Here is a 24,693-nt window from a genome sequence, read left to right on the forward strand (position 1 = left end):
CAACTAAACGCCAAGCAACTGTACTACAGTTTGTATCCAGTCGCTACTATATATACTTCCCGAGAACGGGCACGTGAGGCATCAGGTTTGCGTATTTTCACTGCTTTAAAACTATTACGTACATCTTGCAAGTATTGATCAAAGCCTTCTCCTTGGAAAACTTTAACAATAAATGCGCCATTTTTCTTTAGTACTTGACTACACATATCCAGCGCAAGTTCTACCAAATACATACTACCCGCTTGATCTACTGAGTTATTACCACTCATATTTGGTGCCATGTCAGAGAGTACCACATCAACATTTTTACCATCAATACGTTTTAACAACGCATTTAATACAGCCTCCTCACGAAAGTCACCTTGTAAGAAGTCAACACCCGCAAGTGAATCCATCGGTAATATATCACACGCGATCACTTGGCCTTTGTCACCTACTTTTTCAGCCAAATATTGAGACCAACTTCCTGGAGCCGCCCCTAAATCAACAACTGTCATACCTGGACGAAGTATTTTATCTCTATTTTGTACTTCATCTAATTTAAAAACCGCTCGGGAACGCCAGCCTTTTTTTTGCGCTTCTTGAACATATTTATCATCAAAATGTTCTTTCAGCCATCGCTGTGAACTGGCTGACTGTTTTTTATTTGTCATAAATTAACACGCAACTAATTAGTAATATTCTCTAGATGGCGTTAGAATACCCTTAATTCAAGCCATATTCAGCAAAATTTGTATAAACATGACATTATCAAACAAACAAAAGCAGTTTTTAAAAGGTCAGGCACATAGCCTTAAGCCTGTAGTTTTACTAGGTTCTAACGGTTTAACCGAAGGCGTAGTAGTAGAAATTCAAAGTGCATTAGAAATTCACGAATTAATCAAAGTTAAAGTTCCAACTGACGATCGTGAAACAAAAGCACTAATTTTTGAAGCAATCGTACGTGAAACTGGTGCGACTAAGCTACAAACGATAGGTCACACTATTGTGCTTTATCGTCAAAGCGTTGAGAAAAAAATACATTTACCACGTAATTAATCCTGTTAAAGGATTGAGTACGTTTAAATTAAAAAAACCAGCTTAATGCTGGTTTTTTATTATTTAACGCTTAAATTAAAAGCTCATTTTATGATGGGTTACATCATATTCACTGCCATTACTACTAGGCTTCTTATTCAATATAAAGTACTGAGTAAATTGTGTTTCACTCATTGCTGGCACTTTTTCATTCGAAAGTAGCTCGGCTAGTTGCGGTGTTGTATTACTGTGCCCAATAACAACAACTACACCTTTTAGTTTTAGTAACTCATTTTTTAAATCACTTAGCTCACCTGCGTTATACACATTTATGTCGGTATTAAAATATGCCTGCAAAGGGGACGCTGTTTGTAACGTGCGTTTATAGTTGCTGCTGAAAATATGTATACTTTGATGTTCTTTAAACAAAGTAACTAAATTATTGGCGCGTGCTTTCCCCTCCTCTGAGAGCGCTGGGTTTTTACCCGTTAACTTTTCGCTATGACGAAACAAATATATCTCATCAGGTGCAGCAAATGCCAAACTACAATTAAATGACATGACTAAAAAAGTGATTGCTAATATTATTTTATTATTCATATTTTTTTACCTCGTTTGTATTCTAGTAGCCTGTCGATAAATTCAGTCGTTAGTTCATTGATTACGCCGGTTTCAGCATTAATTATTAAGCTAAAACCAACATTTAAGTGAGGAAATACAACCACATCACTTCTATACCCTTGCACCCAGCCACTATGATAGTAAAGCGTTTCATCAGCGTAGTTATAAACGCGCCAACCTAATCCGTAATAAGCTTCATTAAGGTGTTTTTTCCACACCCTGCGATGCATTTCTTTTTTTGTATGTGTATAAGGGCGTGTTTGTTTTGCAAGTACATCTAACGATAAAACATCGAGATACTGCCCTAATTGTGCTTTTAACCAAATAGCCATATCGCTAGCACTTGCATTTACACCTGCAGCAGGCCCTACTTTATAATAATTTTTTTTAAGCTTAGCGGTATACCAACGTTTTTTACCTCGTACATGAGGTAGTGCATAATTCTTGTCATGCACCATTTGTTCAAAACCTAAGCTCGCATCGCTCATTTTTAAAGGATCAAAAATAGCCTCTTTAAGCCACTGCGCATAATTTTTATGAGTGCTTTGTAATATCACATCATCAATAAGGCTAAACATGACGTTTTGATAGCCATAACATTCACCTGGCTTGCAAATTGGTTTAACGCTTAGGAGCTTTTGTACAATATCGGGGTAATCCATACGCGATTCGATTAAGTTATCGTACGCGTTTGGAACTAATCCACTTGAGTGACTTAAAAGGTGAAACACCTTTAAATCATCTTGATAAACAGACCCTTTAAAGTCGGTTAAATAATCACTAACAGGCTTATCTAATTCAAGTAGGCCATTAGCAGCTAACTTGGCCGACAACGACCCTGCAAATGTTTTAGAAACAGATGCCAGCCTGAAGCGAGTATGTTTATTAACTTTTTGTCCATTTCGTGATTTAGTTACGCCCATGGTGTGGATGTAGTCTGAGTTGTTTATATTTACAATCGAAAGCGCTGCACCAGGTATACCTTTATTTTTTAATTTTTTTTGTGCGTAACGGCCGTACTTTTTTACAAATGCATCCCAATCAGGATCCGCTTTTGCTGCAAAACCCACAGAACTAAACAGCAAACACAAAGCAGATAGGCAATACGATAAAGAGTTGAGATACTTCATTTTTTATAAAATTTATCTTTTTAACTACATCTGCGCAGATAATATCATGAAGTTTTGTTTGTACTAACGTACAATACGACGATTATTTGGTTTTAAGCGAGTGTTTAGTACTTATGCGTTTTTTAGTTGTGTCACTTTTTATTTTATTATCAACTGGTTGTGCTATTACAAAGCAACCAGCCGAACCACTGGCTATGCCATTAAAGCCAACATTAAAAAGTCAGACCTATCAACTTGAGTACACTACAGAGCACTCATCTCCAAAAGTTAAATCGGTTCAACTTCCTGCACATAAAGTAGTTAGAAACCAAACAGTAAAAATCATTACCGATAAGGCAAGCGTAACCGATAAACTTCTATCGCAAATTAGCCAAGCACTGAACGATAAACAACTAAAAGTAACAACTAAAAATAACAGTGACTACACACTGACTATTCAGCAACTCGATTTAACTTTCACAGACGATACTAAGTACGCAATAAAGCAACCAGAGAAGCCATTTACTTTATATTCAAATGTTGCCCAGCAATACCCAACACAACAGTGCGCTGCAATATTTGCACAAGTTAGTATGCGTCTCACGCACAAGTCATCGGGTGATGTTGTTTGGTTTGCTAAATCTTCAATCGACAGTGCAAGTTTTCATCGTGAACCACTAATTTACAATTTCACCGAAGAGCAAAAAATAACAAATGAGCTTGAGGTTGTCGCTTTTATTCATCAGCAAAACACTGACGAGGCCCGTATTGAAAGACTTGGCAAAGATATTCAAATCCCTCAGTACAAAACGTTGTCAAAACTATCTAGCCTTACCAAACTTAGCGGTCCATGTAATAGAACAGAAGTAAGTGCATTAACACCTATGATGCAGTTTTACTTGAGTAGTATATTAATCGATAAAATTAAAGTTCAGTAAATTAGGGTCTGTTGATCTTTACGGATTAAAGTTTGTTCAAACTAGGGGCTATTTAATCGCGGCGCGAGATTTGTAACCTAGTGGGCTAAGTCAAAACCGAGCAACAAAGAGTAAATAGCCCCTAGGAAGAATCCTTTGGGCAGCGCCTGTTTGGCATTAATGCTACGTTATCGCCCATTTATGGGGAATAGCCACACTGCATAGGCTCTGCCTTACCTAAATACCAAACAGACTGCTGCAAATTTAACCTTGAAAGATCAACAGACCTAACACTTACTACATTTTTTTACAGATTAAAGGAACGAATTAACAATATACTACGCTTAATAACAAATAATAATTAGGCCCTAAGGGATGAGAAACGCTTTGCTTAACCATACTTTACTGAGCATAACACTGCTTTTTTGCTGCATTTTTAGCACGTCGAGTATGGCAAGTAACCGCTATTATGCAGATAATACGTTAGAGCCAACCCAAGGCTTTGCGTGGGATTGGAGTGCTGGTGCGGGCTTTTATATTGAAGATTCTTACCTTGTCGGCATTGAGTCTTACGATAAAGGCGTTGAGCTCGACTTAAGTCTTGCTGTTTCCTACGATAAATTTTATCTTGATTTCGATCACAATCAACTCAGTGGCGGCCTTGTAATAGGCTACAGTCTTATAGATAAATTTGATTGGGGCCTAGATATATTAGGCACAAATACTCAAGCTGGATTTGACGAAAAAGGCCTCGGATTTTATAACCATGGTGTTATAAAAGAACTCCAAGGTATAAAAAAACGTAATTACGACTTTGACGTGGGCCTTCGACTTTCTCGTCGATTTGAAAATTCTCAATTCTCTTTTGAATACCTTCATGATGTATCTGGCGCGCACAATGGCTGGGTTATAAATAGCTTTTTTAGTCACATTTTGCCGTGGCGAAACTGGGAGTTTAGATCTGGTGTTGGTTTAAGCGCCTACTCTGCTGACTTTACCAATTATTACTTTGGCATTGATAGCGATGAAGCCACCAGCCTTCGCCCGATTTATAGCAGCAATGCCAGTACTAGTATTATTTTTGAGTTCCATGCTGAGTACCCAATAAGCCAAGATTGGGTGTTTTTATCCGGCTGGCTTACCACATGGTTTTCAAAAGAGATTGACGACAGTCCAATTATTTCCCAAGGATATCAACACAAAGCCAAGGTAGGCCTACGTTATGTATTTTAGATGGATCTGTGTATTACTGATCTTCCCCAGTACTTTTACTGTTAAAGCTCAGGAACCTCCTGAAGCACTTATAGCAGTTCCCGACACCTGCGTTGCATTGCGCGAAGGGCGAAATTGCTATGCTGACGTAACGCTAACGTGGGAGCAACCTATCATTGGTAATTACTGCCTACGTGACGCCACCTCAAAGTACATAATGCAATGTTGGCTCAAGCAACAGAGCGGTACCTTTAATTATGCATTTGATTCACAGCAAAGTATTTCATTTGAACTATTTGACAGCAATACCTCTAAAATAATTAGTATTGCCGAAGTAAAGCTTCAATGGGTATATCAAAACAGGCAAAAAAAGCGCCGTTGGCGACTATTTTAATACCAATCGCATTAAGGATATTTTCATGGATAACTATGGCACTATTTTACTCGTTGAAGACGATGTATCACTTGCTCAATGGGTTGCTGAATATTTAACAGAGCAAGGCTACACAACGCATGTTTGTCACAGAGGTGACGAAGTAATTAGCCAAGTCAAAACGTTAAATCCAAATATCGTGCTCCTTGATATTATGCTTCCAGGGCAAGATGGTATAAGCGTGTGTAGAGAACTTCGTAGTTTTTATAATTCGCCCATTATAATGCTCACCGCACGCGATGAAGAAATGGATGAGGTCATTGGTCTAGAAGTAGGTGCAAGCGACTACATAATGAAACCTGTACGCCCTCGTGCATTGCTAGCGCGTATAAAAGCAGCCCTTCGCCAAAATAATGAGCCAAATACCCCACACGTTAACGAGAGTGTTATTAATGTTGGTGCGCTTAGTATTGATACCGAATCTAGAAATGTAAAACTCAACAAGCAAGACGTAAACATATCAAGTGCTGAGTATTTACTGCTTCATTACCTTGCGAGCAATGCAGGCCAAGTGGTCTCGCGTGACGCTGTATTTAAAGCAACCAAAGGCAGAGAATACGATGGGCTTGATAGAAGTGTTGATGTACTTATTTCTGCACTTCGTAAAAAGTTTAATGATGATCCACAAAACCCTGAAAAAATTAAAACTATTTGGGGCCGTGGATATTTACTTGTTTCTACTGCGTGGTGATAAAGTGATGAATAAATAAATGAAAAAGTTTTATATATCGCTTCTAGGCAGTGCACTTTTATCTATTGTGGTATTGGGCTGGCTTATTGATGCTTTTAGTCAACAAGCGCATACCCCACAGGATGAATTTAGTCAGCAAAGTAAAATGATCATGGGTTTTAGCAAGCAGTTAGCTAACATACCCACATCTGAGCGCAGCGATTATGTAAAACAACTGGCGCTAGAGTTTGATGTTTTAATTGATTACAAACCTAATGAATCACTTGCTTTACCGCCTTCTTTATTATTACAAATGCACACGCCGGGTGGGCTGATTTTAGAAGATCAGCAAGGCTTTTATATGCTTTATAGCAGCGCTGTTTTAAATCCTTTTCACTTATCAATGCGTTTAGATAAAATTTTTGATAGCGAGCAACATAACGACATTATATTAACCTTACTCTTTTACGCAGGCCTATGTGTATTTATGGGGTTTATTATTGCGCCCTTAGCTAAACGATTAACCGTGTTAAATGAAGCCGCTAAAAAGTTTGCCTCTGGTAATGTTCAAGCCCGAATAAAAGTATCGCATTTTACTTACATAAAAGACGTAGAGCTTACCTTTAACCGCATGGCCAGCCAAATAGAGAAGCTTGTCGCCGAGAACAAGCTAATGGCCTCAAGTTTATCTCATGATATACGCACCCCTATCGCGTGCCTGCGATTTGGTTTAGATGCGGCATTAGATAGCCATGATGAGCAAAAAGTAAAACAGTATTTAACCCGTATGGAAAATGATTTAGACCATATGGAATCGATGCTTAGTAGCTATTTAGCATTTGCTACTTTAGAGCAAAATGCTAATAAGCTGACCTATTCATCAACAAACATTAAGTCCTACCTTGAAGATATTTTAGTGCAACTTGCACCTAAGCTTGAAATGCAAATGCTCAACGTACAGCTCAATAGTACCGATAAAATAATAAATGCAGATCTTCACTGGCTTGCTCGCGCAATTACTAATTTATTAACTAACGCATGTGATTTTGCAAGCCAACATATTTACTTAAGCGCAAAGTTACACGAGCAACAGCTTATAATAACGGTAGAAGATGACGGCCCGGGTATCGCTCGAGAAAATTTTAGTAATGTATTTAGCCCATTTTTTAGGGAAGAAGATCACCGTAACAGAGCTGATAAAAGTTACGGCCTTGGTCTAGCTATTGTTGAAAAAGTAGCCGACTGGCATCATGGCAGTGTTAAAGTAAGTAAAAGTACCCAGCTAGGTGGTGCGTGTTTTACTTTCACTATTGCACAGCATCATAATTCGTAAAGCAATAGTTACAGACTGTAATTAACAATTATTAAACAAAATCAACTCGTTATTTTAAACGACTCGATAACAACAATTAAAATCGATGGTTATAACACACACTTTACTTATTAAATTGTGCTAGATCAGCAAATAAGCACTTTTTATTTTTTAACATTTCCAGTAGATTGTCACCGCCGTCACACAATAGAGAAGTACAATAATATGAGCGCAGTTAGAGGCGAGTTCAGCTCTCGCTTTGGTTTTATTATGGCCGCCGCGGGTTCTGCCGTTGGTTTGGGCAATATTTGGGGATTCCCTACACAAACAGCAAGTAATGGCGGTGCTGCATTTTTAGTCGCATATTTAGTGCTTGCGTTCTTTTTAGCCTACCCCGCTTTAATGGCTGAACTTATGATTGGTCGTCATGGCCAAGCAAACGCGGTTTCATCACTTCAAAAAATATCTAATAAGCCATGGCAAAAACACTTTGCCTTTATTGTTGGTTTTGGCGGTATTTTATGTGCTGGCTTTATATTAAGTTTTTACGCCATTGTTGCTGGTTGGATGCTCAGCGCTACAGCTGAACCCATAGCTACTCTTGTCGGTGCCGACACAGCATCGACATGGCTAAGTGAGCAATCACTTACCCGAAACGTTATATTCACTCTCGTCTTTATCGTACTAACTGTCGCTATTATCAGTAGAGGCGTTGAGAACGGTATTGAAAAATGGTCAAAACGTTTAATGCCCGCTCTTTTGGGGATTTTATTTGCACTTATTGCTTATGTAATGACCCAAGATGGCGCAATGGAAGGTTTAAAGGCTTACTTAGTTCCTGATTTTTCGTCTATTTTTGACGCAAAACTATTAGTTAGCGCACTAGGACAAGCTTTTTTCTCTTTATCGCTAGGTACTAGCGTAATGATTATTTACGGCTCGTACATTAGCAAAAAAGAAAATCTTGTTTCTTTAGGTGCCTATGTAACCCTTATTGATGTATTTATAGCCTTTGTAGCGGGTTTACTGATTATTCCGGCTATGTATGTAGCGCAAGCTCAAGGCGTTGAAATATTCTCGGCCTCAACAGGTAAATTACTCTCTGAAGATACGTTAGTGTTTCAAGTACTCCCTGCTTTATTTGATGGAATGGGCGAAGTTGGCTTATTTGTGGGCTTTTCATTTTTTGCGTTAATGAGTATTGCCGCTTTAACGTCATCTATTTCAATGTTAGAGGCACCAGTATCATACACTGTAGAACGCTTTGGGATGAAACGCGTTCAGGCAACCTGGTTGATTGGAGCTTTAATTGCTATCGTTAGCATTATAATTGTGTGTAACCTTAGCAGCTTATTTGGCTTAGTGATTACTTTAACTACAAAAGTAGCTCAACCTTTGCTTGGCCTGATGTGTTGTATATTTGTAGGCTGGATTTGGTACAGAAGCTCATTACTTAAAGCAATTAAAGAAGGTAATCCTGAGGTCCATAACACATTGTTTTGGAAAGTATGGCCTTGGTATACCAAGTTTGTGTGTCCACTTGCTATTGGTATGGTATTTTTACACTCACTCTTGAGCTAAATAATACCTTAACCTTAAAATAGTCTTAAATTAAAATAGCCCACATTAGTGGGCTTTTTTATAGCTGCTTAAATTGGATTTATTTAGTGAGTTTTAAAATCATATCTTGATGAGGTATACCGTCTTCTAAATATTCACTTTTATAGTCCTCAAAGCCAAAAGAGCGGTAAAAATCAAGCAAGTAAGTTTGTGCACCTATATAAATATCTCGCTCAGGCCATTGTGCTTTGCAGCAGTCTATAGCTTTAGTAATAAGTAAAGTAGCATACCCATTACCACGCGCTCCTTCACTCACTAGCACGCGACCTATTGCGCTGTATTGCTCACTTTTGTCATAACAACGCGCATAAGTTTGTAGTTGCCCATTATCCAATGTATATAAATGCTGTGTATTTAAAGCAATATCTACATCATCAAGTTCAGGGTAAGGACATTTTTGTTCTACAACAAACACATCAACCCGCCCACGCATAATAGTAAAAAGAGTCTGTGTATCAAAAGCGTCAAACTGCTCACATTTAAACTGCATATTAAATCCTATAAGCAAAAAACCCAGCTTAGGCTGGGTTTATTAAAATCACTCGCTAGCTTAGTTAGCTTATACTAAGTAAATAAGCGCTCTAGCTGATCACACAACTGCGATAGATTCACATGATCGTGCTCTATGGTCAAATCTACATAACCATCGCCTTTAAAGGCTCTGTCTAGCTCTATAAGCACATGTGTTTTATGTGCCTCTGGTACAAACGATAATTCAATTTCCTGAATGCCAAATAAGCTGCGGCTATTAGGTTTATACTCAAGTTCTTGGTAACACCCAGATAATGACTGAAAAGTTGAAGCCCGTAAGTGGCCTTTTTCTACGTCAGCTTTCATTAAACTAAAACCTAACTTTTCCATCGCTTGCATACACGTTTTAACCGCTTCATTAGGGTAAATGTGTAAATGATCTTTATCTGTTGGGTCAAGTGCTAAGTCTATATCTAGGCCTGTTTCTAGCCATACATGTGATTGATTATAACCTGCATTAATTTCTGTAATAGGTGTTTCAGAATGAAGACGTGCTTCAAAAGGGATGTTTTTAACTTCGCCTGGCTCAATTGTACCAATATCTGTAATTCGCCATTGCTCAATTACATGATTAGTAAAATAATCGCCATCATCACCCGCAACTTTAACACGAGTCATTAATAATAAATCTAAGCCTGCGATATCTTGGCTAACATCCCCTGCTGTGATAACTATTTGTGCGTTAAAAAGTTGACCTGGTTGTAGGTGTTCAGTTTCTAAAATAGTGTCTACTTTTGCAGCACCAATACCTACCGACGCTAAAATCTTTTTAAACATATCTCTCTCCTTAAGCTGAGCTGCTCTATTATTTGCTCTGGCTTAAACTTCTTCGTTATCGCATCTTAACCATATTTAAAAGCTAATGTCAGTGAAAAAATGTTATTTACATACTATTTACGATTAAATAAGTGTTTAATGCGCATTTTTCATACGCAGCAAGGCAAGTAATTGATTAGACGCGTTCATTTTTAGGTCTATTATATTTTCAATGGCATAAATTTTTCGTTACACTGCAACACCAAATGAAGTGATATTAAGAATTATGGAACTAATCTATTTTGCTGCCGCGTTTGTTTGTGGTTTTGCCGTTTATCAATTAAAACTACCTCCTCTTATTGGATTTTTATTAGCAGGCTTTGCTTTAAATTTATCGGGATATAAAAGTACAGAGTTGCTCGATACAATTGCAGCACTTGGCGTAACCCTTCTTCTTTTTAGTATTGGCTTGAAACTTAAAGTTAACAGTTTAATTAAACCTCAAGTTTGGGCACCTGCAACATTGCATATCATTTTTAGCAGTGCGTTATTTAGTGGTTTTATGCTGTTACTTGGCGTATTCGCTATTCCACTATTTGTTGATTTAAGTTGGCAAAGTGCTTTATTAGTTGGGTTTGCGCTTAGCTTTTCAAGTACCGTATTTGCAGTAAAAGTACTTGAAGAGCGCGGAGAAATGGCAAGCCTACACGGCAAAATAGCCATTGGTATATTAGTAATGCAAGATATCTTTGCTGTTATCTTTTTAGCTATTAGTACCGGTAAAGTCCCAAATTTATGGGCAATTGCACTAATAATTGCTTTGCCTTTATTACGACCTGTAATGTATGGCGTGTTGAACCGATCTAAACATGGTGAACTATTACCATTGTTTGGTTTTTTCTTTGCTCTAGTTGCTGGTTATCATGCATTTGAATTTGCAGGCCTAAAAGGCGATTTAGGTGCATTAATAATAGGAATGATGTTTGCCCCTCACAAAAAGGCAGGCGAGCTATCAAAATCCCTGCTTAATTTAAAGGACATATTGCTAGTTGGCTTCTTCTTAAGTATTGGTTTGAGCGCAGAGCTAACCACTAACTCCTTGATTGTTGCTATTATACTTATTTTAGTATTACCCGTTAAAATAGCGCTTTATTATGTGTTCACTAATATATTTAAACTACGCGCGCGTACATCATTACTTACTGCTTTTAGCTTATCTAACTACAGTGAGTTTGGTTTAATTGTATGTGCAGTGGCTGCAACTACAGGCATGATCACCTCTGAATGGCTAGCTGTAATGGCAATTGCTGTTTCTATTACCTTTATAATTGCCTCCCCATTAAATAAACGTTCAAACGAGTTGTACGTCAAAATTGAGCACTGGTTATTAAAGTTCGAAAGCAAAACTCGTTTAGCTGAAGAGCTACCTGTTAACCTTAACGATACTAGAATAGTCATTTTTGGTATGGGACGGATTGGTACTGGTGCTTATGAGACTATTAACGCAACTCACCCAAATGTTGTTGCAGGTATAGATATAAAACCTGAGGTGGTAGATAAGCACGTAAACAGAGGCCGCAACGTCTTAATTGCTGATGCAACCGACCCTGACTTTTGGCAACGAGTAAATCACTCGCAAGTAGAAATGGTTATGCTTGCAATGCCAAAACACATGCAAAATATTTTTGCCTTAGAGCAACTACAAGCCTCCGGTTATAAAGGCCAAGTAACAGCTATTGCAAACTACCCTGATCAACAAAAAGAACTAGAAGAAATGGGTGTTCATTCTACTTATAACTTTTACCTAGAAGCCGGTAGTGGTTTTGCAGAGCACGTTAAACAAGAGCTATTTAACGAATAATTACTTTTTATAACGTCTATAAATAACAAGGCCTTAATCCATTAAGGCTTTGTTATTAGTTTTTAAATAAAAAGCAATTCTATTTACATTCCTTTACAAGCCAATTCACCACAACAATGAAAAACAGGTAGACTAACTGTGTTGGTTAAATAAGAACCCATGTTCTAATAATAACTTAATTAGATCCCAGCTAATTAAAGTTCAACTAGGTTTATATCAATCAACATAAAATTATTAAATCAGAGGGCCTACTCCCTCGCAAAATAGGCTGTTTCTTGCCCGTCACAGCCTATTTTATATCTCTAAAATCCCTTACACTTACGCATACTTTAAATACATAAGTAGTTTTTATGGATCCAAAACAACTAAAAATAGCGATAAATACTACAATGCCGTTTGGAAAATATGCAGGACGGCCATTGTTGTTACTCCCAGAGCCTTATTTAGTCTGGTTTAATCAGCAAGGGTTTCCTGACTCAAAACTAGGTAGTCAACTTGCGATGATGTATGAGGTAAAACTAAATGGCCTTGAGCAAATGTTAATGCCATTACTTGAAAAAAATAAAAATAGTTGAGAACTTTTTTAAGCACCTGCGGTCTATTATATTGCTACTTGTTGATTTTGGTTTTTAACCGCAAAAAAAGCGCCTTTAGGCGCTTTTTTTATGTCTTAAATTTGAGGGGTAAATATACAATAAATTTAGCACCACCTAAACTTGAGCTTTCTGCTTTACACTCTCCTTGGTGCCACGACACAATTTTAGCAACTATAGCGAGCCCTAAACCAAAACCACCGGTATCCTTGCCTCTACTTTTATCTAGTCGAGTAAAAGGTTTAAATACATTTTCTCGCTCAGCGGGAGCTATCCCCTCCCCATCATCTTCAACAATCAATACGATGTGTTTTGTCTCTTGTAGCAATGAAATTTTGACTTGTTTATGGGTGTATTTGAGCGCATTGCCAATTAAATTTTGAAATACTCGCGCCATAAAGTGACTATCACAGTAATAATTTAAATGCTCAGGGAGGTTTACGGAGAGCGTTGTTCGGGCTTCAAAGTTTAGCTTTTCAACAGTTGTTTTTACCAGCCCAGCTAAGTCACAGTTTATTGGCTGTAAACTAGGTTGTTGAGAGTCTAATCGCGCGTATTCAAGCATTTCAGAAACTAGTGACTCAAGCTCGCTAATGTCTGTTTGCATGTTTGTTAAGTACTTCTCACCTTTTTCGTCAAGCATTTGTTCTTGCAGCATTACAATTGCAAACTTTAAACGTGCTAGTGGTGTTCTAAACTCATGCGACACCGATGAGGTAAGTTCTTGCTGCGCACTAAGTAAAAACTCAATACGTTGCTGCATTACCTTTAATGTATCAGTAATAGGTAAAAAGAAAGACTTAGAAGAGTCATTTAGTTGAAAGTCTTGCAAACCCTCTACCGCTTCACACGCTTTACGTAGCTTTGCAAAGTCGCGCCATAGTAAAAAGCTCCACAGCCCAACAGGTATACCTACAATAATAAGTAGTAATAAATACGGCCAAACAGAAGATGATTCCTGCGTTAATACACCTACCGGTCCTACTTGAAGTAATGAATCATTACCGAGATCTACATACCAAACAATGCGTTGTTGCTTATCGTATAAGTATAAGTAGTGGTTTTGGTTGAGCTGCGATTGTTGTTTTTGAGGGAGTATTAAATCACGTCGTTCAATCACTTTACTTTCAAAGTTGTGCTTTAATTTTTTAAGACCATTTGGAGTTTGTGAGAGCAACCAGAGTGATTGCCCAAACTCATCATCTAAGAAGACCTGTTGTTGCGACTCTTCGTAAGGCCACAATTGCTCTATAACACCGCTTACTACAAACAAAGAAACGATGATATATAAATATAAGCTGGTAAACAGTTTTCCCATTAAAGCCGACTAACCTTAAATAGTTCTAAAGATCCCATGCATCAGAAACAAATAAGTAGCCTTGTCCCCATACAGTTTTTATACGATACGGCTTATCGCTGTTGTCGCCTAATTTTTTACGAATTCGTGATACGCGTACATCCACAGTTCTATCAAGTCCATCGTATTGGCGGCCAATCATATGCTGGTGCACATGTTCTCGACTTAGTACTTCACCCGCATTTGACGCTAATAGCCATAGTAACTCAAACTCGTGCGAAGTTAATACAATCTCCGAATCACTTAGTTTTACAATACGACTTGTTTTATCAATGACTAAATCACCAAACTGGAGCTCTTCGCTTGATTTTACCATGGGTTGTCCACGACGCAGTAATGCATTAATTCGCGCTAGTAATACACGTGGCTCTGCTGGTTTTATTACATAATCATCAGCGCCAAGCTCTAAACCAAGTACTTGGTCGAAGTCTTCACCTTTAGCAGTCAACATTAAAATTGGTAGAGTAAATTTATCTCTCACTTGGCGGCAAACGCTAAAGCCATCTTTACCTGGCAGCATAACGTCTAAAATCATTAAATCGGGTGTATTGTTTTCTAAGTAATTAAACACTTCGTCACCACGGTCTAATACTTCGACTTCAAGGCCATTATGTTCAAGGTAATCTTTTGTTAGTTGTTGTAAACCGAGATCATCTTCAACAAGTAAAATTTTTGGCATTAGTTGCTCCTAAATTAAAAAAAGCTCCACGGAGAGCGAAGCCTACGCCTATTCTTTTTAGCATGGGCGCTTTGTACTTCAACCTGTGTTTTTGCTATTAACACACCCGTATGAGGATTGATTAAGGAGTATATGGTCTCCACCTGAACACGCGCTTTATAATTAAATTGCCCAGAAAGTTGTTGCTCCCAGCATTGAAGCCGTTGCTCTTGCTGATACAAACAGACATCACTGTAGGTGTTTAATTGCCATTTAAATTGTAAATCAAGATCGCAAAAAACCTGCTGTTCAGAGACAACGCAGACTTTTGGAGAAACGCTAAAAAAAGGGGTTTGTGCCACACTAAAACCACTAAAAAAAGTGGTAATAAAGACAACTAATATTAAATACTTCATATTAAAAAGTACGATCGAATCCTATAAATGCAGTCATTGAATAAGTACGTTCGAAGAGCGGACTGCCATCCATAGCCGAATAGTCGTAATATGCTACATGAAAACGAAGAGAGTCAGCCTTACTCAGAGGCCAACGGGCATCGATTTTAGCATAAGGTTGCCAACTACTACCAACGTCTATTTTGCCAAATTGAGTTTCACCCTCATTAAGTCCATAAAAATAGCTATTTAGTTCCGCAGATTTATAGTTTATTCCAAGTGTTGGCTTTATTTTGAGCTTTCCTAGCACAGTATGATACTGCCACTGTAATGCTGCGCGTACACCTCGATAAACATCGGTTATATCATGCAGAGCCTGAACCGAAAAAACATGGTCTTCATTTACATAGTGATATGCAATACCCGCATCCAGTGCAATTTGCCGTTTATGTAAATTATCAATATCAACATAGCGAGAGGACGAGGCTTCATCTTGCATTACGAACTGATTGTTGAGAGCACTGCTTTGTAGTGTAAATACATTTTTAGGGTGCCAGTCTATAAAAAAGCGAGACTCAGAGTTGAGTTCACCAACTAGATTAAAGTGATGCTTAGGGGTTTGCAAAAATGAATAACCAAGACGGCCATTATCAAAAAACCATTGCTCTGCATAAAACGCAACTTGAGGAATAAGCACGAGCGGAATATTATCTCCACCATGCAAAGGGTTGGTTATAACTCCAGCCCCCACGCTTAAACTCAAATGCAGACGATCGGTTGTTATATCTTGCTCTGTATAATCGTCAGCATGCTTGCTTGCCTGTGTTGCTTGCACCGAAAGGCAAACAAACAAAGTGCTAAAACATAGAGCTGTTAATAATGAGAAGGCATACCGCATCAGCGTAAATCAAAGTATCAAAATAAGTGAGTTCCCCATACTAGCAAGGTCTTTTTAAACTAGCTCTAGCTGGTTACAATTATTCACAATTTGTATACAAAAATGTTAACTTTATGCTTTTCGGACTATTTATCTTTCAAGGTAGTTGTGTCTAAGGATTGTACTTTGAGTTGCTTGTGTAGTTTTTGACTAATAGTACTTTAAGATACTTTGAAAATGAGGCACTACGTAGCAAATGCAATTATTCAAATAAAAAATTACTAAGAGCTAACTCGCTACAGCTCTATTGGGTTTTACCTGCTTGTTTACCAAAACTGAAGTTGGATTAAATCGCCCTAAATTGAGCGGCTTTAACCCAAATAAATCAAAAACCTCTGGTACTTATTAAATATCAGGGGCTATTTCTATACGATTTCGTCCATGTGTTTTGGCAATGTATAAGGCTCTATCTGCACGCTCAACTAAAACAGAACTATTTGTAAATGGTCGTAAAATTGCTAAGCCAAAACTTGCTGAAATAGCACGTTTTGCAGTTGCATCATGCTTTTTACGAATCGCCAATTTTGCTATTGCTAAACGAATACAATCTGCAAATGCTATTATATCGTTAATAGTGTCAAAGTAGGCTGTTATACAAAACTCCTCGCCACCATATCTATACACATTTGCAGCTTCAGTTGTATTTTCTCTCACTTTTTTAGCAACTAGCCTAAGCACTTCATCACCCTTTTGATGGCCAAAATCATCGTTAAAGCGCTTAAAATGATCAATATCAAACATAATGAGTACGGCAAGAGAGTCTTCTTGCGCTTGCTCTGAGTATTCGAGGCAAAAGTTTACAATATCAGAATCAAACTTACCTCGATTATAAAAACCCGTAAGCGTGTCGGTATCGGCTGCTTCCTTTGAAATATTGAGTGCTTCTTTTAAATCTTTTATTTCATTGTAGGCAACGGCTAATTTAGTCTGAAACTCCCGAGCATAATCTTGCATTGCAATAGAATCGTCGGTTAAACGCTCAACACAACCTAGTATCTCATTGTAAGAGTTTACATCAACAAGCATATTTAATTCATTTTGTGAATCAACTAAACTTGTTGTAAAGCTTTTAGAGTGATCAAGCGTTGTGCTTATATCTTGCTGAACTTGCTCCATAGTTGTATGAAATTTTTCAGTCATTTCTTGAAAAAAAACGAGATCGTCTTGCGTTAAATGTTTATCAAAAATTTCTTTTGCTTTGTCTTGTGAACATGTTTGTTGCAGAGCAATAACATGGTCTAACTCAGCATTTAATGAAGGTTTGTTTCCTTGAATATAACAGTACCAAATTGCATAGTTGATGGGTGTAACCGGCATTCGGTATTTTACCATCAAAGGAATCGCCTTTTTTAGGCATTGAGCAGAATGAGCAAGTGATACGGCGTGGTTCATAAATAAACTCTCAAGCGTCATTGTTTTTATTATTAGCGCTCAATGTTAAGTAATAGTAAACTTATACGCAACCTATATTCATACTATTTAACTAACTTGCTTATTCTCTGCGCGCATTAAATCGCTTTTGCATCTAAAGTTTGCGCAATATTCCACAAAGCACTGATTGCAGGGTCATTTAACTCTTTCCTTAATACTGCCAAACCAATATCAAACCCATCAGGCGCTTGCATTTTTGGTGTTAGTATTTGTACTTTATCTTGCAGCGGGCTATTATCTAGCACTATTTTAGGGACCATTGCGACACCTAATCCTAAGCTCACCATAGATACCATTGCTTCGTGCCCAGCAACTTGTGCGTAAATTTTCCCGTGAATATTATTTTTGCGCCACCAGTGTTCTAACCTTTGGCGAGAAAAACCTTGTTCTGGCACAATAAATTCTAAATCAGACCAATTAATGTCATCACCATTCTGCGTTAGTTTTTGTGTGATCGGGCATTGAATTTTTGGTCCAATTAATAAAAGTGGAGAATGCCCTATATCTACAAAAGCAATTTGCGCCGGTAACTTATTTGGCTTAGCTGCAATAGCCATTAATTCATGCCCATCTAACACACGGTTTATAGCAAGTGCAGGGTCGCCTGTATTTAATGTTATTTCTATATACTGATGCTGCGCACGAAGCTGCTCTAATATTTGATGTAAAAAACTATAAGATGCAGTAACCGAGCAATAGATACTTACTTTGCCGTAAATATGTTGTTGTGGGTCTTTCACATTCGTTTTAAAACGCTGCCAATTAGCAAGCGTTGCTGTGGCGTAATCAATAAACGACTCACCCTCACGCGTTAATTTAACACTGCGGTTATCGCGGATAAACAATGCAACACCTACCTCTTCTTCCAAGTATTTTATATTGCGGCTCAAAGTGGGTGCGCTTATATGACAAAGCTCGCTTGCGCGTCCAAAATGAAGTGTTTTAGCCAGTGCTAAAAAGTAGTTTAAATGTTTATGATCCATGCCAAACCCAGTATTTCATATTATGAAACACTTTAATTCAAATATATCATTTTACGCAAGCAACGATTTTACATATGGTGTTTGTAAGCGCAATAAACCTTGCGCATCTAACAAACATGACTTTATAGGACACTAACAATGGCGAATTATTTCAATACCTTACCTTTACGCGAGCAATTAGCGCAATTAGCGCAATGTGAATTTATGGACGCAGGCGAATTTGCCGATGGCGTTGACGCACTTAAAGGTAAAAAACTAGTTATTGTAGGCTGTGGCGCACAAGGTTTAAACCAAGGCTTAAACTTACGTGACTCTGGTTTAGATGTTTCTTACACATTACGTGCTTCAGCTATTTCTGAGCGTCGCCAATCATTTTTAAATGCGTCTGAAAACGGCTTTACTGTTGGTACTTATGAAGAATTAATTCCTACCGCTGACGTAGTACTTAACTTAACGCCAGATAAACAACATACCGCTGTAGTAAGTGCAATTATGCCACTTATGAAAAAAGACTCTACCCTTGCCTACTCTCATGGCTTTAATATCGTTGAAGAAGGCATGCAAGTACGTGAAGACATTACTGTAATCATGGTTGCGCCTAAGTGTCCTGGTTCTGAAGTACGTGAAGAATACAAACGCGGTTTTGGTGTACCAACTCTGATCGCAGTTCACCCAGAAAATGACCCTCAAGGTCTTGGTTTAGCACAAGCTAAAGCGTATGCAGCGGGTACTGGCGGACATCGCGCAGGTGTACTTAAATCATCATTTATTGCTGAGGTTAAGTCTGACCTAATGGGCGAACAAACCATTTTATGTGGCATGTTACAAACAGGCTCTATTTTATGTTTTGATAAAATGGTAGAAAAAGGCGTTGATGCGGGTTATGCATCAAAACTAATTCAATACGGCTGGGAAGTAATTACCGAAGCACTTAAGTACGGCGGCGTTACTAACATGCTTGACCGCCTTTCAAACCCAGCAAAAGTAAAAGCGTTTGAACTAAGTGAAGAGCTAAAACTAATTATGCGCCCGCTTTATAATAAGCATCAAGATGACATCATCGACGGCACTTTCTCACGCACTATGATGGAAGACTGGAATAACGATGACGTAAACTTACTTAAATGGCGCGCAGAAACAGCAGAAACTAACTTTGAAAAGACCCCTGCTGGCGATGTAGAAATCTCTGAACAAGAATTTTTTGATAACGGTATTTTAATGGTAGCAATGGTTAAGGCAGGTGTTGAACTTGCATTTGAAACCATGACAGCAGCAGGCATTATCGAAGAGTCAGCTTACTACGAGTCATTACACGAAACGCCATTAATCGCCAATACTATTGCGCGTAAAAAGCTTTTTGAAATGAACCGTACTATCTCTGATACTGCAGAATACGGCTGTTATTTATATAACCATGCATGTTTACCATTACTTGCTGATTTTATGAAAAACGTTGATACAGACATTATCGGTAAAGGTCTTGGCGAGCACAGTAACCAAGTTGATAACCAAACATTAATTCAAATTAACGCTGCATTGCGCGAACACCCAGTTGAGAAAGTAGGTGCTAAATTACGTGGCTACATGTCAGCAATGAAAAAGATTGTTTAACCCTAAACAATAAATGTTTCGCTTGTTAGAAACCAAGCCCGTATGCTTTTTGCATGTGGGCTTTTTTATGCCTGTTAATAAAACTTTAACCAATCTGGTATATCTTTGCCTATTCTGCTTAGCCAATATTTAGTTCCAAATAAATAATGTGCTAATATGTTTTTCTATTTAGTTGTAAAATTAATTAATATCATGACGATACAAAATCTTTCGATCACTCAAAAAATCACAGCTTTAGGTAGTGTTATTGCTATATGCGTAGCCGCACTGATTGGTTTGACTTCCCTACACAGCTCAGAGGATATTATTGAGCGACGTATGATTGAGTCAGAGCTCCCTAGTAAACTGCAAACAATCAGCAATCACATAGGCGGTGAAATCAACGAGTTACTCGGTGCTGCTCAGCAACTATCATCAAACGAATTTATTTTACAATGGGCTCAATCAAACAACCAAGACGATACATTACTATTAAAAGAATTAAATCGCGTTGCCCAGCAATACGATTTAGCCACAGCATCTTGGGCAAATAGAGACACTGCACAGTACTGGAACCAGAATGGGTTTTTGCGTGTGTTAAAAAACGATGCAGCCGATGGCTGGTTCTTTGCTTTTAAGCAATCAAAACAACCTTACTCTATCAGTATTTATCAAGAGTCAGCCAATGATGTGAAAATGTTTGTAAATCATCAGCAGGCTAATGGGACTGGTTTAGCAGGTCTTGCAAAAAGCATCACTGATATGCAAAAGCTATTACAGCAATTTAAAATTGAGCAAACAGGCTTTGTATTCATTGCAGATAAAAGTGGATTGATTCAGCTTCATAAAGATGCAAGTAAAGTAGCTAAAGCAAACATTGATGATTTATATACTGCAAATATCCACAGCCAACTATTTAATAGTAATGGCTTTGCACTAGAAGAAATTAATTTAAATGGCGAACCGACACTTGTAGCTGCTATGCCTATTAAAAACACCGATTTATATGTTGTAGCCCAAGTGCCAAAAAGTGAAGTTTTCGCAAGCGTAAACACCCTGCAATGGCAAATATTTACTTTTACGGTAATTACAGCATTGGTTGCGAGTTTAATCAGTTATTTGCTTGCTCGCTCACTTTCATCTCCACTTTCTAAAATGGCTGAGTTATTTTCACGCCTAGGCTCAGGCGATGCAAATTTAGCGTACCGCTTACCAGAATCGAGCCAACCAGAGCTTAACAATCTAAGTAACGGCTTTAACCAGTTTATAAATAAAATAGAAACAGCGATTACTCAAGTTGCCAGCGAAAGTCACGATATTAGAAAAAGCTCTGATCATGTATTTGAACAAGCAAAACGGAACTCCCAAGCAATAGACAACCAAAAAGAACAAACAATATCTGTCGCAGCAGCAATCAACGAAATGGGCGCTACAGTACAAGAAATAGCGCAAAGCGCAGCAAATACAGCTAAGTTAACCGATAACAGCCGCGAAAACACCATTCAAAGCCATAAACAAGTATTACAAAGCCAAGCAACTATCTCAGCCCTTGCCAGCGATATTGATGGCATAACAGAGCAAGTTACTTTGCTTTCTAAAAAAACGGTTGATATTGCAAGTATTGTTGACTCAATTAGAGGTATATCGGATCAAACTAATCTACTTGCTTTAAATGCTGCAATTGAATCTGCTCGGGCAGGTGAACACGGACGCGGCTTTGCTGTTGTTGCTGATGAAGTACGTGCACTGGCAAACCGTACATCGCAATCAACCACCGAAATTCAATCTATGATTGAAGAGCTTACAAAAATATCTGATGATGTAGTTAATGATATTAGCCAATCGAAAGATAAAGCTCAGCAAAGCGTTGGTGCAATGCAAAGCTCTGTTGAATTACTTGATACGATAACCGAAACAGCAAATCAAATAAACGATATGGCTACGCTTATAGCGACTGCAACTGAGCAGCAAAGTAATGTGGTTGCCGATGTAAGTCGTAATATTGAGCAAATTAGCGAAATTAGCGATAAAGCAATGAGCGAACAAATCAATACAGAGCAAGCGATTCGCGACTTAGCCAACAGTGCACAAACACTTGATGCGCTTGTAGCTACCTTTGAAAAGCATCGCTAAGCAGCTCTGATATTACACGCCAGCTATGAGCAAAAACTATATTCGAAGATAGTTTTTGCTCATAACGAATATGCTTAATTTACACAAACTAAGTACTTTTGCTATCGCCAGTATTAAATGCTGAAACGTACGCTTCCTTTTTAGCTCTAGGGAGCTTTTTTAATTGATACTCAAGCTTACTTGCTTCACTTTTATTACCTACTTGTTGTTGATGGATAAGTAAAAGAGGCCCTTTTCCTCTAAGGTTTTTAGCCCCTTTACCAGCTTGATGAGTTGCAAAGCGTTTTTCAATATTAGTCGTGATCCCTGTGTACCAATGACCAAATCGTGTTTCAACTATATATAAAAACCAAGTAGACTCAGTTTTTAAAATATTCGTTTCAATATGCTGTAAACTTTTTTCATTATCAGTGGTCAAAACATTACCTTAACGCCCTTAACATAAAACAATTGCTTAAAAGGGTTTTACCTTCAGTGACTAATCGGTATCATGCAGATTATAAAAAATAAGGATCACAACTAACAATGCAGTCGTTAAAAACTTTTTCTCTTTGGCTTATCGTCGCTTTAACACTTAGCTCAGCAGCAGGTTGCTCTAGCTGGGTATACCGAATTAACATTCCACAAGGCAACTTTTTAGAGCAATCGGATGTTGAAAAACTTCGTGTAAATATGACCCGAGAGCAAGTTGTTTATGTATTAGGTAGACCTATTGCCGAGGACGCCTTTGATAACAATACATGGCGCTATATTTACAGCTTTAATAAAGGCCGTAAAAACGAACAAAATAAAGAGTTAGTAATTAACTTTGAAAATGAAAAGTTAGTTTCAATCTCAGGTGATTATGACCAACCTGAAAACTTTACTACACCGCTAGAGCAATAAACGTCTCAGGTAGTAAAAAAGGTGAGCATGGCTCACCTTTTTTATTGGTTTACTTAAAAAGCTTTTACCATTTTAAACGACGTTAGCGTGTGATTTAATCTGTTAAATTGTTCGAAGTTTATGCCGATTGGTATTACTTCTCGAGTGGGCGACCACCCGTTATTTTATTTGCACGCCCCTCTTCTTTTGCTTTTTCTGCACGTTTTCTGCGGGCATCTTTAGGATCTGCAATTAATGGACGGTATATTTCTATACGGTCACCGTCTTTTAATTCATAGTTAGCTTTTACAGTTCGATTCCACACACCTAACGTTAGCGATGTGGCATCTATTTCTGGGCACTTTTCTATAATACCTGACTGAATAACAGCTTGCTCGACTGTAGTCCCTTGTGGCACTTCAATTGATAAACACGTGGCCGTGGTCGGTAATGCAAAGACCACTTCAACATTAATCATACTCGCGCTCCATAAACCTGTTTTGCACGTTGAGTAAATGCACTCACCATATTTTTTGCTACATCGTTAAAAATCTTTCCAAAGGCAAGCTCTATTAACTTACTTGAAAATTCAAACTCTAGGTGCAAATGAACCTTACATGCTTTGGCGTCAAGCTCTTGAAAATGCCAGCGCCCTTTTAACGTCTTAAACGGACCATCAACAAGGCGCAGTAACACGGTTTGCTCATCAACAAAGGTGTTTTCGGTGGTAAACCACTTTTTTATACCCGCCTTAGATATTTCTAAACTCGCGGTCATGTTATTATCGTGCTGTGAAACAATTTTTGAGTCTGAGCAATTTGGTAAAAACTGTGAATAAGCTTCTACATCATTAACTAGATCAAACATCTCTTTAGTGCTGTACATAACCAGCGCACTTTTTTCTATTTGTGGCATACTCACTCCCAACTGTGTGGGCGAATTTTAGCAAGCTTTGCGCGTTTCCCCAAATTTTCATGCTGCTTAAATTAAAGCTAAATTTTTAAAAGCATTATTAAAAAAATCGATGTAAAACATCTCACATTACGTATATTATAGGGCACTATGGCTAAGAAAAATTCATCAAAATCGACAAGTAATACCATCGCGCTAAACAAAAAAGCGCGACATGAGTATTTTTTACACGATAAGTTTGAAGCGGGTGTTGAACTACAAGGCTGGGAAGTTAAAAGTATCCGAGCTGGTAAAGTAAATATCACAGAAACTTATATTCATCTTAAAAATGGCGAAGCATTTTTACTTGGCAGTCAAATTCAGCCACTTATCAGTGCATCGACCCATGTAATTTGCGACCCGCTACGTTATCGTAAATTGCTATTAAGCAGACGCGAACTTGACCGTTTATTCGGTGCTACAGAGCGCGATGGCTATTCTTTAATAGCTACAGCGATGTACTGGAAAAACTGCTGGGTAAAACTTGAGTTTCATCTAGCAAAAGGTAAAAAGCTACACGACAAACGCGAAGACGGTAAAGATAAAGACTGGTCGCGTGAAAAAGAACGCTTAATGAAGCATAAAGCATAAATAAAAACGCCTAATTTATTAGGCGTTTTTAATTTCACCTATATAAAAACTCAAAAAATACCAATTTGCTTAACTAAGTAATCTATTATGAGATAAGAAAATAGTGTCGATAACAAGAAAAAACTTGTTATACCAATCTGCTTATATATGG

Annotated in this window: 27 protein-coding genes; 13 read left to right on the forward strand and 14 right to left on the reverse strand. The window is 37.9% G+C overall.

Translation table 11 applies throughout. From position 1 onward, the window contains the following. Positions 1-23: 23 nt before the first annotated feature. Complete coding sequence (gene rlmE, locus CXF64_RS02560; RefSeq protein WP_007586629.1) at positions 24-653, reverse strand: 23S rRNA (uridine(2552)-2'-O)-methyltransferase RlmE; 630 nt, start codon at positions 651-653, stop codon at positions 24-26. Positions 654-741: 88 nt separating this feature from the next. Here rlmE and yhbY point away from each other — a divergent pair, with 88 nt between their 5' ends. Then, positions 742-1,038, forward strand: a complete 297-nt coding sequence (gene yhbY / locus CXF64_RS02565) for a ribosome assembly RNA-binding protein YhbY (RefSeq protein ID WP_002963153.1) — start codon at positions 742-744, stop codon at positions 1,036-1,038. 75 nt (positions 1,039-1,113) lie between these two features. Here yhbY and CXF64_RS02570 read toward each other — a convergent pair whose 3' ends face one another. Both CXF64_RS02570 and CXF64_RS02575 read right to left on the reverse strand, forming a co-directional pair. Beyond that, the gene (locus CXF64_RS02570; protein ID WP_101216198.1) at positions 1,114-1,617 is read right to left on the reverse strand and encodes a SixA phosphatase family protein; all 504 of its coding nucleotides are present in this window, start codon (positions 1,615-1,617) and stop codon (positions 1,114-1,116) included. Continuing rightward, on the reverse strand, positions 1,614-2,768 hold the full coding sequence (locus CXF64_RS02575; RefSeq protein ID WP_101216199.1) for a serine hydrolase domain-containing protein: 1,155 nt from the start codon (positions 2,766-2,768) through the stop codon (positions 1,614-1,616). The genes CXF64_RS02570 and CXF64_RS02575 overlap by 4 nt, the downstream gene beginning before the upstream one ends. A gap of 113 nt (positions 2,769-2,881) precedes the next feature. Between CXF64_RS02575 and CXF64_RS02580 the strand changes: the two genes are divergently transcribed. The 6 genes from CXF64_RS02580 (at position 2,882) to CXF64_RS02605 (ending at position 8,872) form a co-directional block, all read left to right on the forward strand. Further along, the gene (locus CXF64_RS02580) at positions 2,882-3,685 is read left to right on the forward strand and encodes a hypothetical protein (protein ID WP_007586622.1); all 804 of its coding nucleotides are present in this window, start codon (positions 2,882-2,884) and stop codon (positions 3,683-3,685) included. Between the two features lie 429 nt (positions 3,686-4,114). After that, a complete protein-coding gene (locus tag CXF64_RS02585; RefSeq protein WP_010553867.1) occupies positions 4,115-4,897 on the forward strand; it encodes a MipA/OmpV family protein in 783 nt (260 codons plus the stop codon). Further along, the gene (locus tag CXF64_RS02590) at positions 4,887-5,270 is read left to right on the forward strand and encodes a DUF3019 domain-containing protein (protein WP_007586617.1); all 384 of its coding nucleotides are present in this window, start codon (positions 4,887-4,889) and stop codon (positions 5,268-5,270) included. The genes CXF64_RS02585 and CXF64_RS02590 overlap by 11 nt, the downstream gene beginning before the upstream one ends. 25 nt (positions 5,271-5,295) lie before the next feature. Next, complete coding sequence (locus tag CXF64_RS02595; protein WP_101216200.1) at positions 5,296-6,000, forward strand: response regulator transcription factor; 705 nt, start codon at positions 5,296-5,298, stop codon at positions 5,998-6,000. 19 nt (positions 6,001-6,019) lie between these two features. After that, complete coding sequence (locus tag CXF64_RS02600; protein WP_101216201.1) at positions 6,020-7,312, forward strand: sensor histidine kinase; 1,293 nt, start codon at positions 6,020-6,022, stop codon at positions 7,310-7,312. A 204-nt stretch (positions 7,313-7,516) separates the two neighbouring features. Next, positions 7,517-8,872 (forward strand): sodium-dependent transporter, encoded by a 1,356-nt coding sequence (locus CXF64_RS02605; RefSeq protein ID WP_101216202.1) that lies wholly within the window; start codon positions 7,517-7,519, stop codon positions 8,870-8,872. Between the two features lie 79 nt (positions 8,873-8,951). Here the strand turns inward: CXF64_RS02605 and CXF64_RS02610 are convergent, their stop codons facing one another. Both CXF64_RS02610 and CXF64_RS02615 read right to left on the reverse strand, forming a co-directional pair. Beyond that, the gene (locus tag CXF64_RS02610) at positions 8,952-9,401 is read right to left on the reverse strand and encodes a GNAT family N-acetyltransferase (protein WP_101216203.1); all 450 of its coding nucleotides are present in this window, start codon (positions 9,399-9,401) and stop codon (positions 8,952-8,954) included. A gap of 74 nt (positions 9,402-9,475) precedes the next feature. Then, complete coding sequence (locus tag CXF64_RS02615) at positions 9,476-10,219, reverse strand: sporulation protein (RefSeq protein WP_007586609.1); 744 nt, start codon at positions 10,217-10,219, stop codon at positions 9,476-9,478. Between the two features lie 265 nt (positions 10,220-10,484). On the opposite strand from CXF64_RS02615, the gene CXF64_RS02620 reads away from it, so the two are divergent. Both CXF64_RS02620 and CXF64_RS02625 read left to right on the forward strand, forming a co-directional pair. Continuing rightward, on the forward strand, positions 10,485-12,059 hold the full coding sequence (locus CXF64_RS02620; protein WP_007586608.1) for a cation:proton antiporter family protein: 1,575 nt from the start codon (positions 10,485-10,487) through the stop codon (positions 12,057-12,059). A gap of 350 nt (positions 12,060-12,409) precedes the next feature. Next, the gene (locus tag CXF64_RS02625; RefSeq protein WP_101216204.1) at positions 12,410-12,634 is read left to right on the forward strand and encodes a DUF3820 family protein; all 225 of its coding nucleotides are present in this window, start codon (positions 12,410-12,412) and stop codon (positions 12,632-12,634) included. An 88-nt stretch (positions 12,635-12,722) separates the two neighbouring features. Here the strand turns inward: CXF64_RS02625 and CXF64_RS02630 are convergent, their stop codons facing one another. From CXF64_RS02630 to ilvY, 6 genes are all read right to left on the reverse strand, one after another. Then, positions 12,723-13,970, reverse strand: coding sequence for an ATP-binding protein (locus CXF64_RS02630; protein WP_101216205.1), 1,248 nt, complete (start codon positions 13,968-13,970; stop codon positions 12,723-12,725). Positions 13,971-13,995: 25 nt separating this feature from the next. Then, on the reverse strand, positions 13,996-14,688 hold the full coding sequence (locus tag CXF64_RS02635; RefSeq protein WP_007584133.1) for a response regulator: 693 nt from the start codon (positions 14,686-14,688) through the stop codon (positions 13,996-13,998). Between the two features lie 14 nt (positions 14,689-14,702). Beyond that, positions 14,703-15,083: a DUF3019 domain-containing protein gene (locus CXF64_RS02640; RefSeq protein WP_198551127.1), complete on the reverse strand. Its 381-nt coding sequence runs from the start codon at positions 15,081-15,083 to the stop codon at positions 14,703-14,705. A gap of 1 nt (position 15,084) precedes the next feature. Then, complete coding sequence (locus tag CXF64_RS02645; protein WP_101216206.1) at positions 15,085-15,897, reverse strand: MipA/OmpV family protein; 813 nt, start codon at positions 15,895-15,897, stop codon at positions 15,085-15,087. 447 nt (positions 15,898-16,344) lie between these two features. Next, positions 16,345-17,391, reverse strand: a complete 1,047-nt coding sequence (locus CXF64_RS02650; protein ID WP_024589919.1) for a GGDEF domain-containing protein — start codon at positions 17,389-17,391, stop codon at positions 16,345-16,347. A gap of 116 nt (positions 17,392-17,507) precedes the next feature. Further along, positions 17,508-18,413, reverse strand: coding sequence for an HTH-type transcriptional activator IlvY (gene ilvY, locus CXF64_RS02655; RefSeq protein WP_101216207.1), 906 nt, complete (start codon positions 18,411-18,413; stop codon positions 17,508-17,510). Between the two features lie 138 nt (positions 18,414-18,551). Between ilvY and ilvC the strand changes: the two genes are divergently transcribed. Both ilvC and CXF64_RS02665 read left to right on the forward strand, forming a co-directional pair. Further along, positions 18,552-20,024 carry a ketol-acid reductoisomerase gene (ilvC, locus tag CXF64_RS02660; RefSeq protein WP_024589917.1) on the forward strand — a complete coding sequence of 491 codons (1,473 nt, stop codon included), beginning with the start codon at positions 18,552-18,554 and terminating at the stop codon, positions 20,022-20,024. A gap of 192 nt (positions 20,025-20,216) precedes the next feature. After that, positions 20,217-22,136 carry a methyl-accepting chemotaxis protein gene (locus CXF64_RS02665; protein ID WP_024589916.1) on the forward strand — a complete coding sequence of 640 codons (1,920 nt, stop codon included), beginning with the start codon at positions 20,217-20,219 and terminating at the stop codon, positions 22,134-22,136. Positions 22,137-22,224: 88 nt separating this feature from the next. Here the strand turns inward: CXF64_RS02665 and CXF64_RS02670 are convergent, their stop codons facing one another. Beyond that, a complete protein-coding gene (locus tag CXF64_RS02670) occupies positions 22,225-22,554 on the reverse strand; it encodes a GIY-YIG nuclease family protein (protein WP_101216208.1) in 330 nt (109 codons plus the stop codon). Positions 22,555-22,661: 107 nt separating this feature from the next. On the opposite strand from CXF64_RS02670, the gene CXF64_RS02675 reads away from it, so the two are divergent. After that, positions 22,662-23,021, forward strand: a complete 360-nt coding sequence (locus CXF64_RS02675; RefSeq protein WP_004335706.1) for an outer membrane protein assembly factor BamE — start codon at positions 22,662-22,664, stop codon at positions 23,019-23,021. A gap of 133 nt (positions 23,022-23,154) precedes the next feature. Here the strand turns inward: CXF64_RS02675 and CXF64_RS02680 are convergent, their stop codons facing one another. Together CXF64_RS02680 and CXF64_RS02685 are read right to left on the reverse strand one after the other, a co-directional pair. Further along, the gene (locus tag CXF64_RS02680; protein WP_007584122.1) at positions 23,155-23,478 is read right to left on the reverse strand and encodes an RnfH family protein; all 324 of its coding nucleotides are present in this window, start codon (positions 23,476-23,478) and stop codon (positions 23,155-23,157) included. After that, on the reverse strand, positions 23,475-23,915 hold the full coding sequence (locus CXF64_RS02685; RefSeq protein WP_007584120.1) for a type II toxin-antitoxin system RatA family toxin: 441 nt from the start codon (positions 23,913-23,915) through the stop codon (positions 23,475-23,477). The genes CXF64_RS02680 and CXF64_RS02685 overlap by 4 nt, the downstream gene beginning before the upstream one ends. Positions 23,916-24,062: 147 nt before the next feature. Between CXF64_RS02685 and smpB the strand changes: the two genes are divergently transcribed. Next, positions 24,063-24,542 (forward strand): SsrA-binding protein SmpB, encoded by a 480-nt coding sequence (gene smpB, locus CXF64_RS02690; protein ID WP_007584119.1) that lies wholly within the window; start codon positions 24,063-24,065, stop codon positions 24,540-24,542. The last annotated feature ends 151 nt before the right edge of the window (positions 24,543-24,693 follow it).

The sequence above is a fragment of the Pseudoalteromonas sp. GutCa3 genome (genome assembly GCF_002836155.1).
Classification (GTDB): Bacteria; Pseudomonadota; Gammaproteobacteria; order Enterobacterales; family Alteromonadaceae; genus Pseudoalteromonas; species Pseudoalteromonas arctica.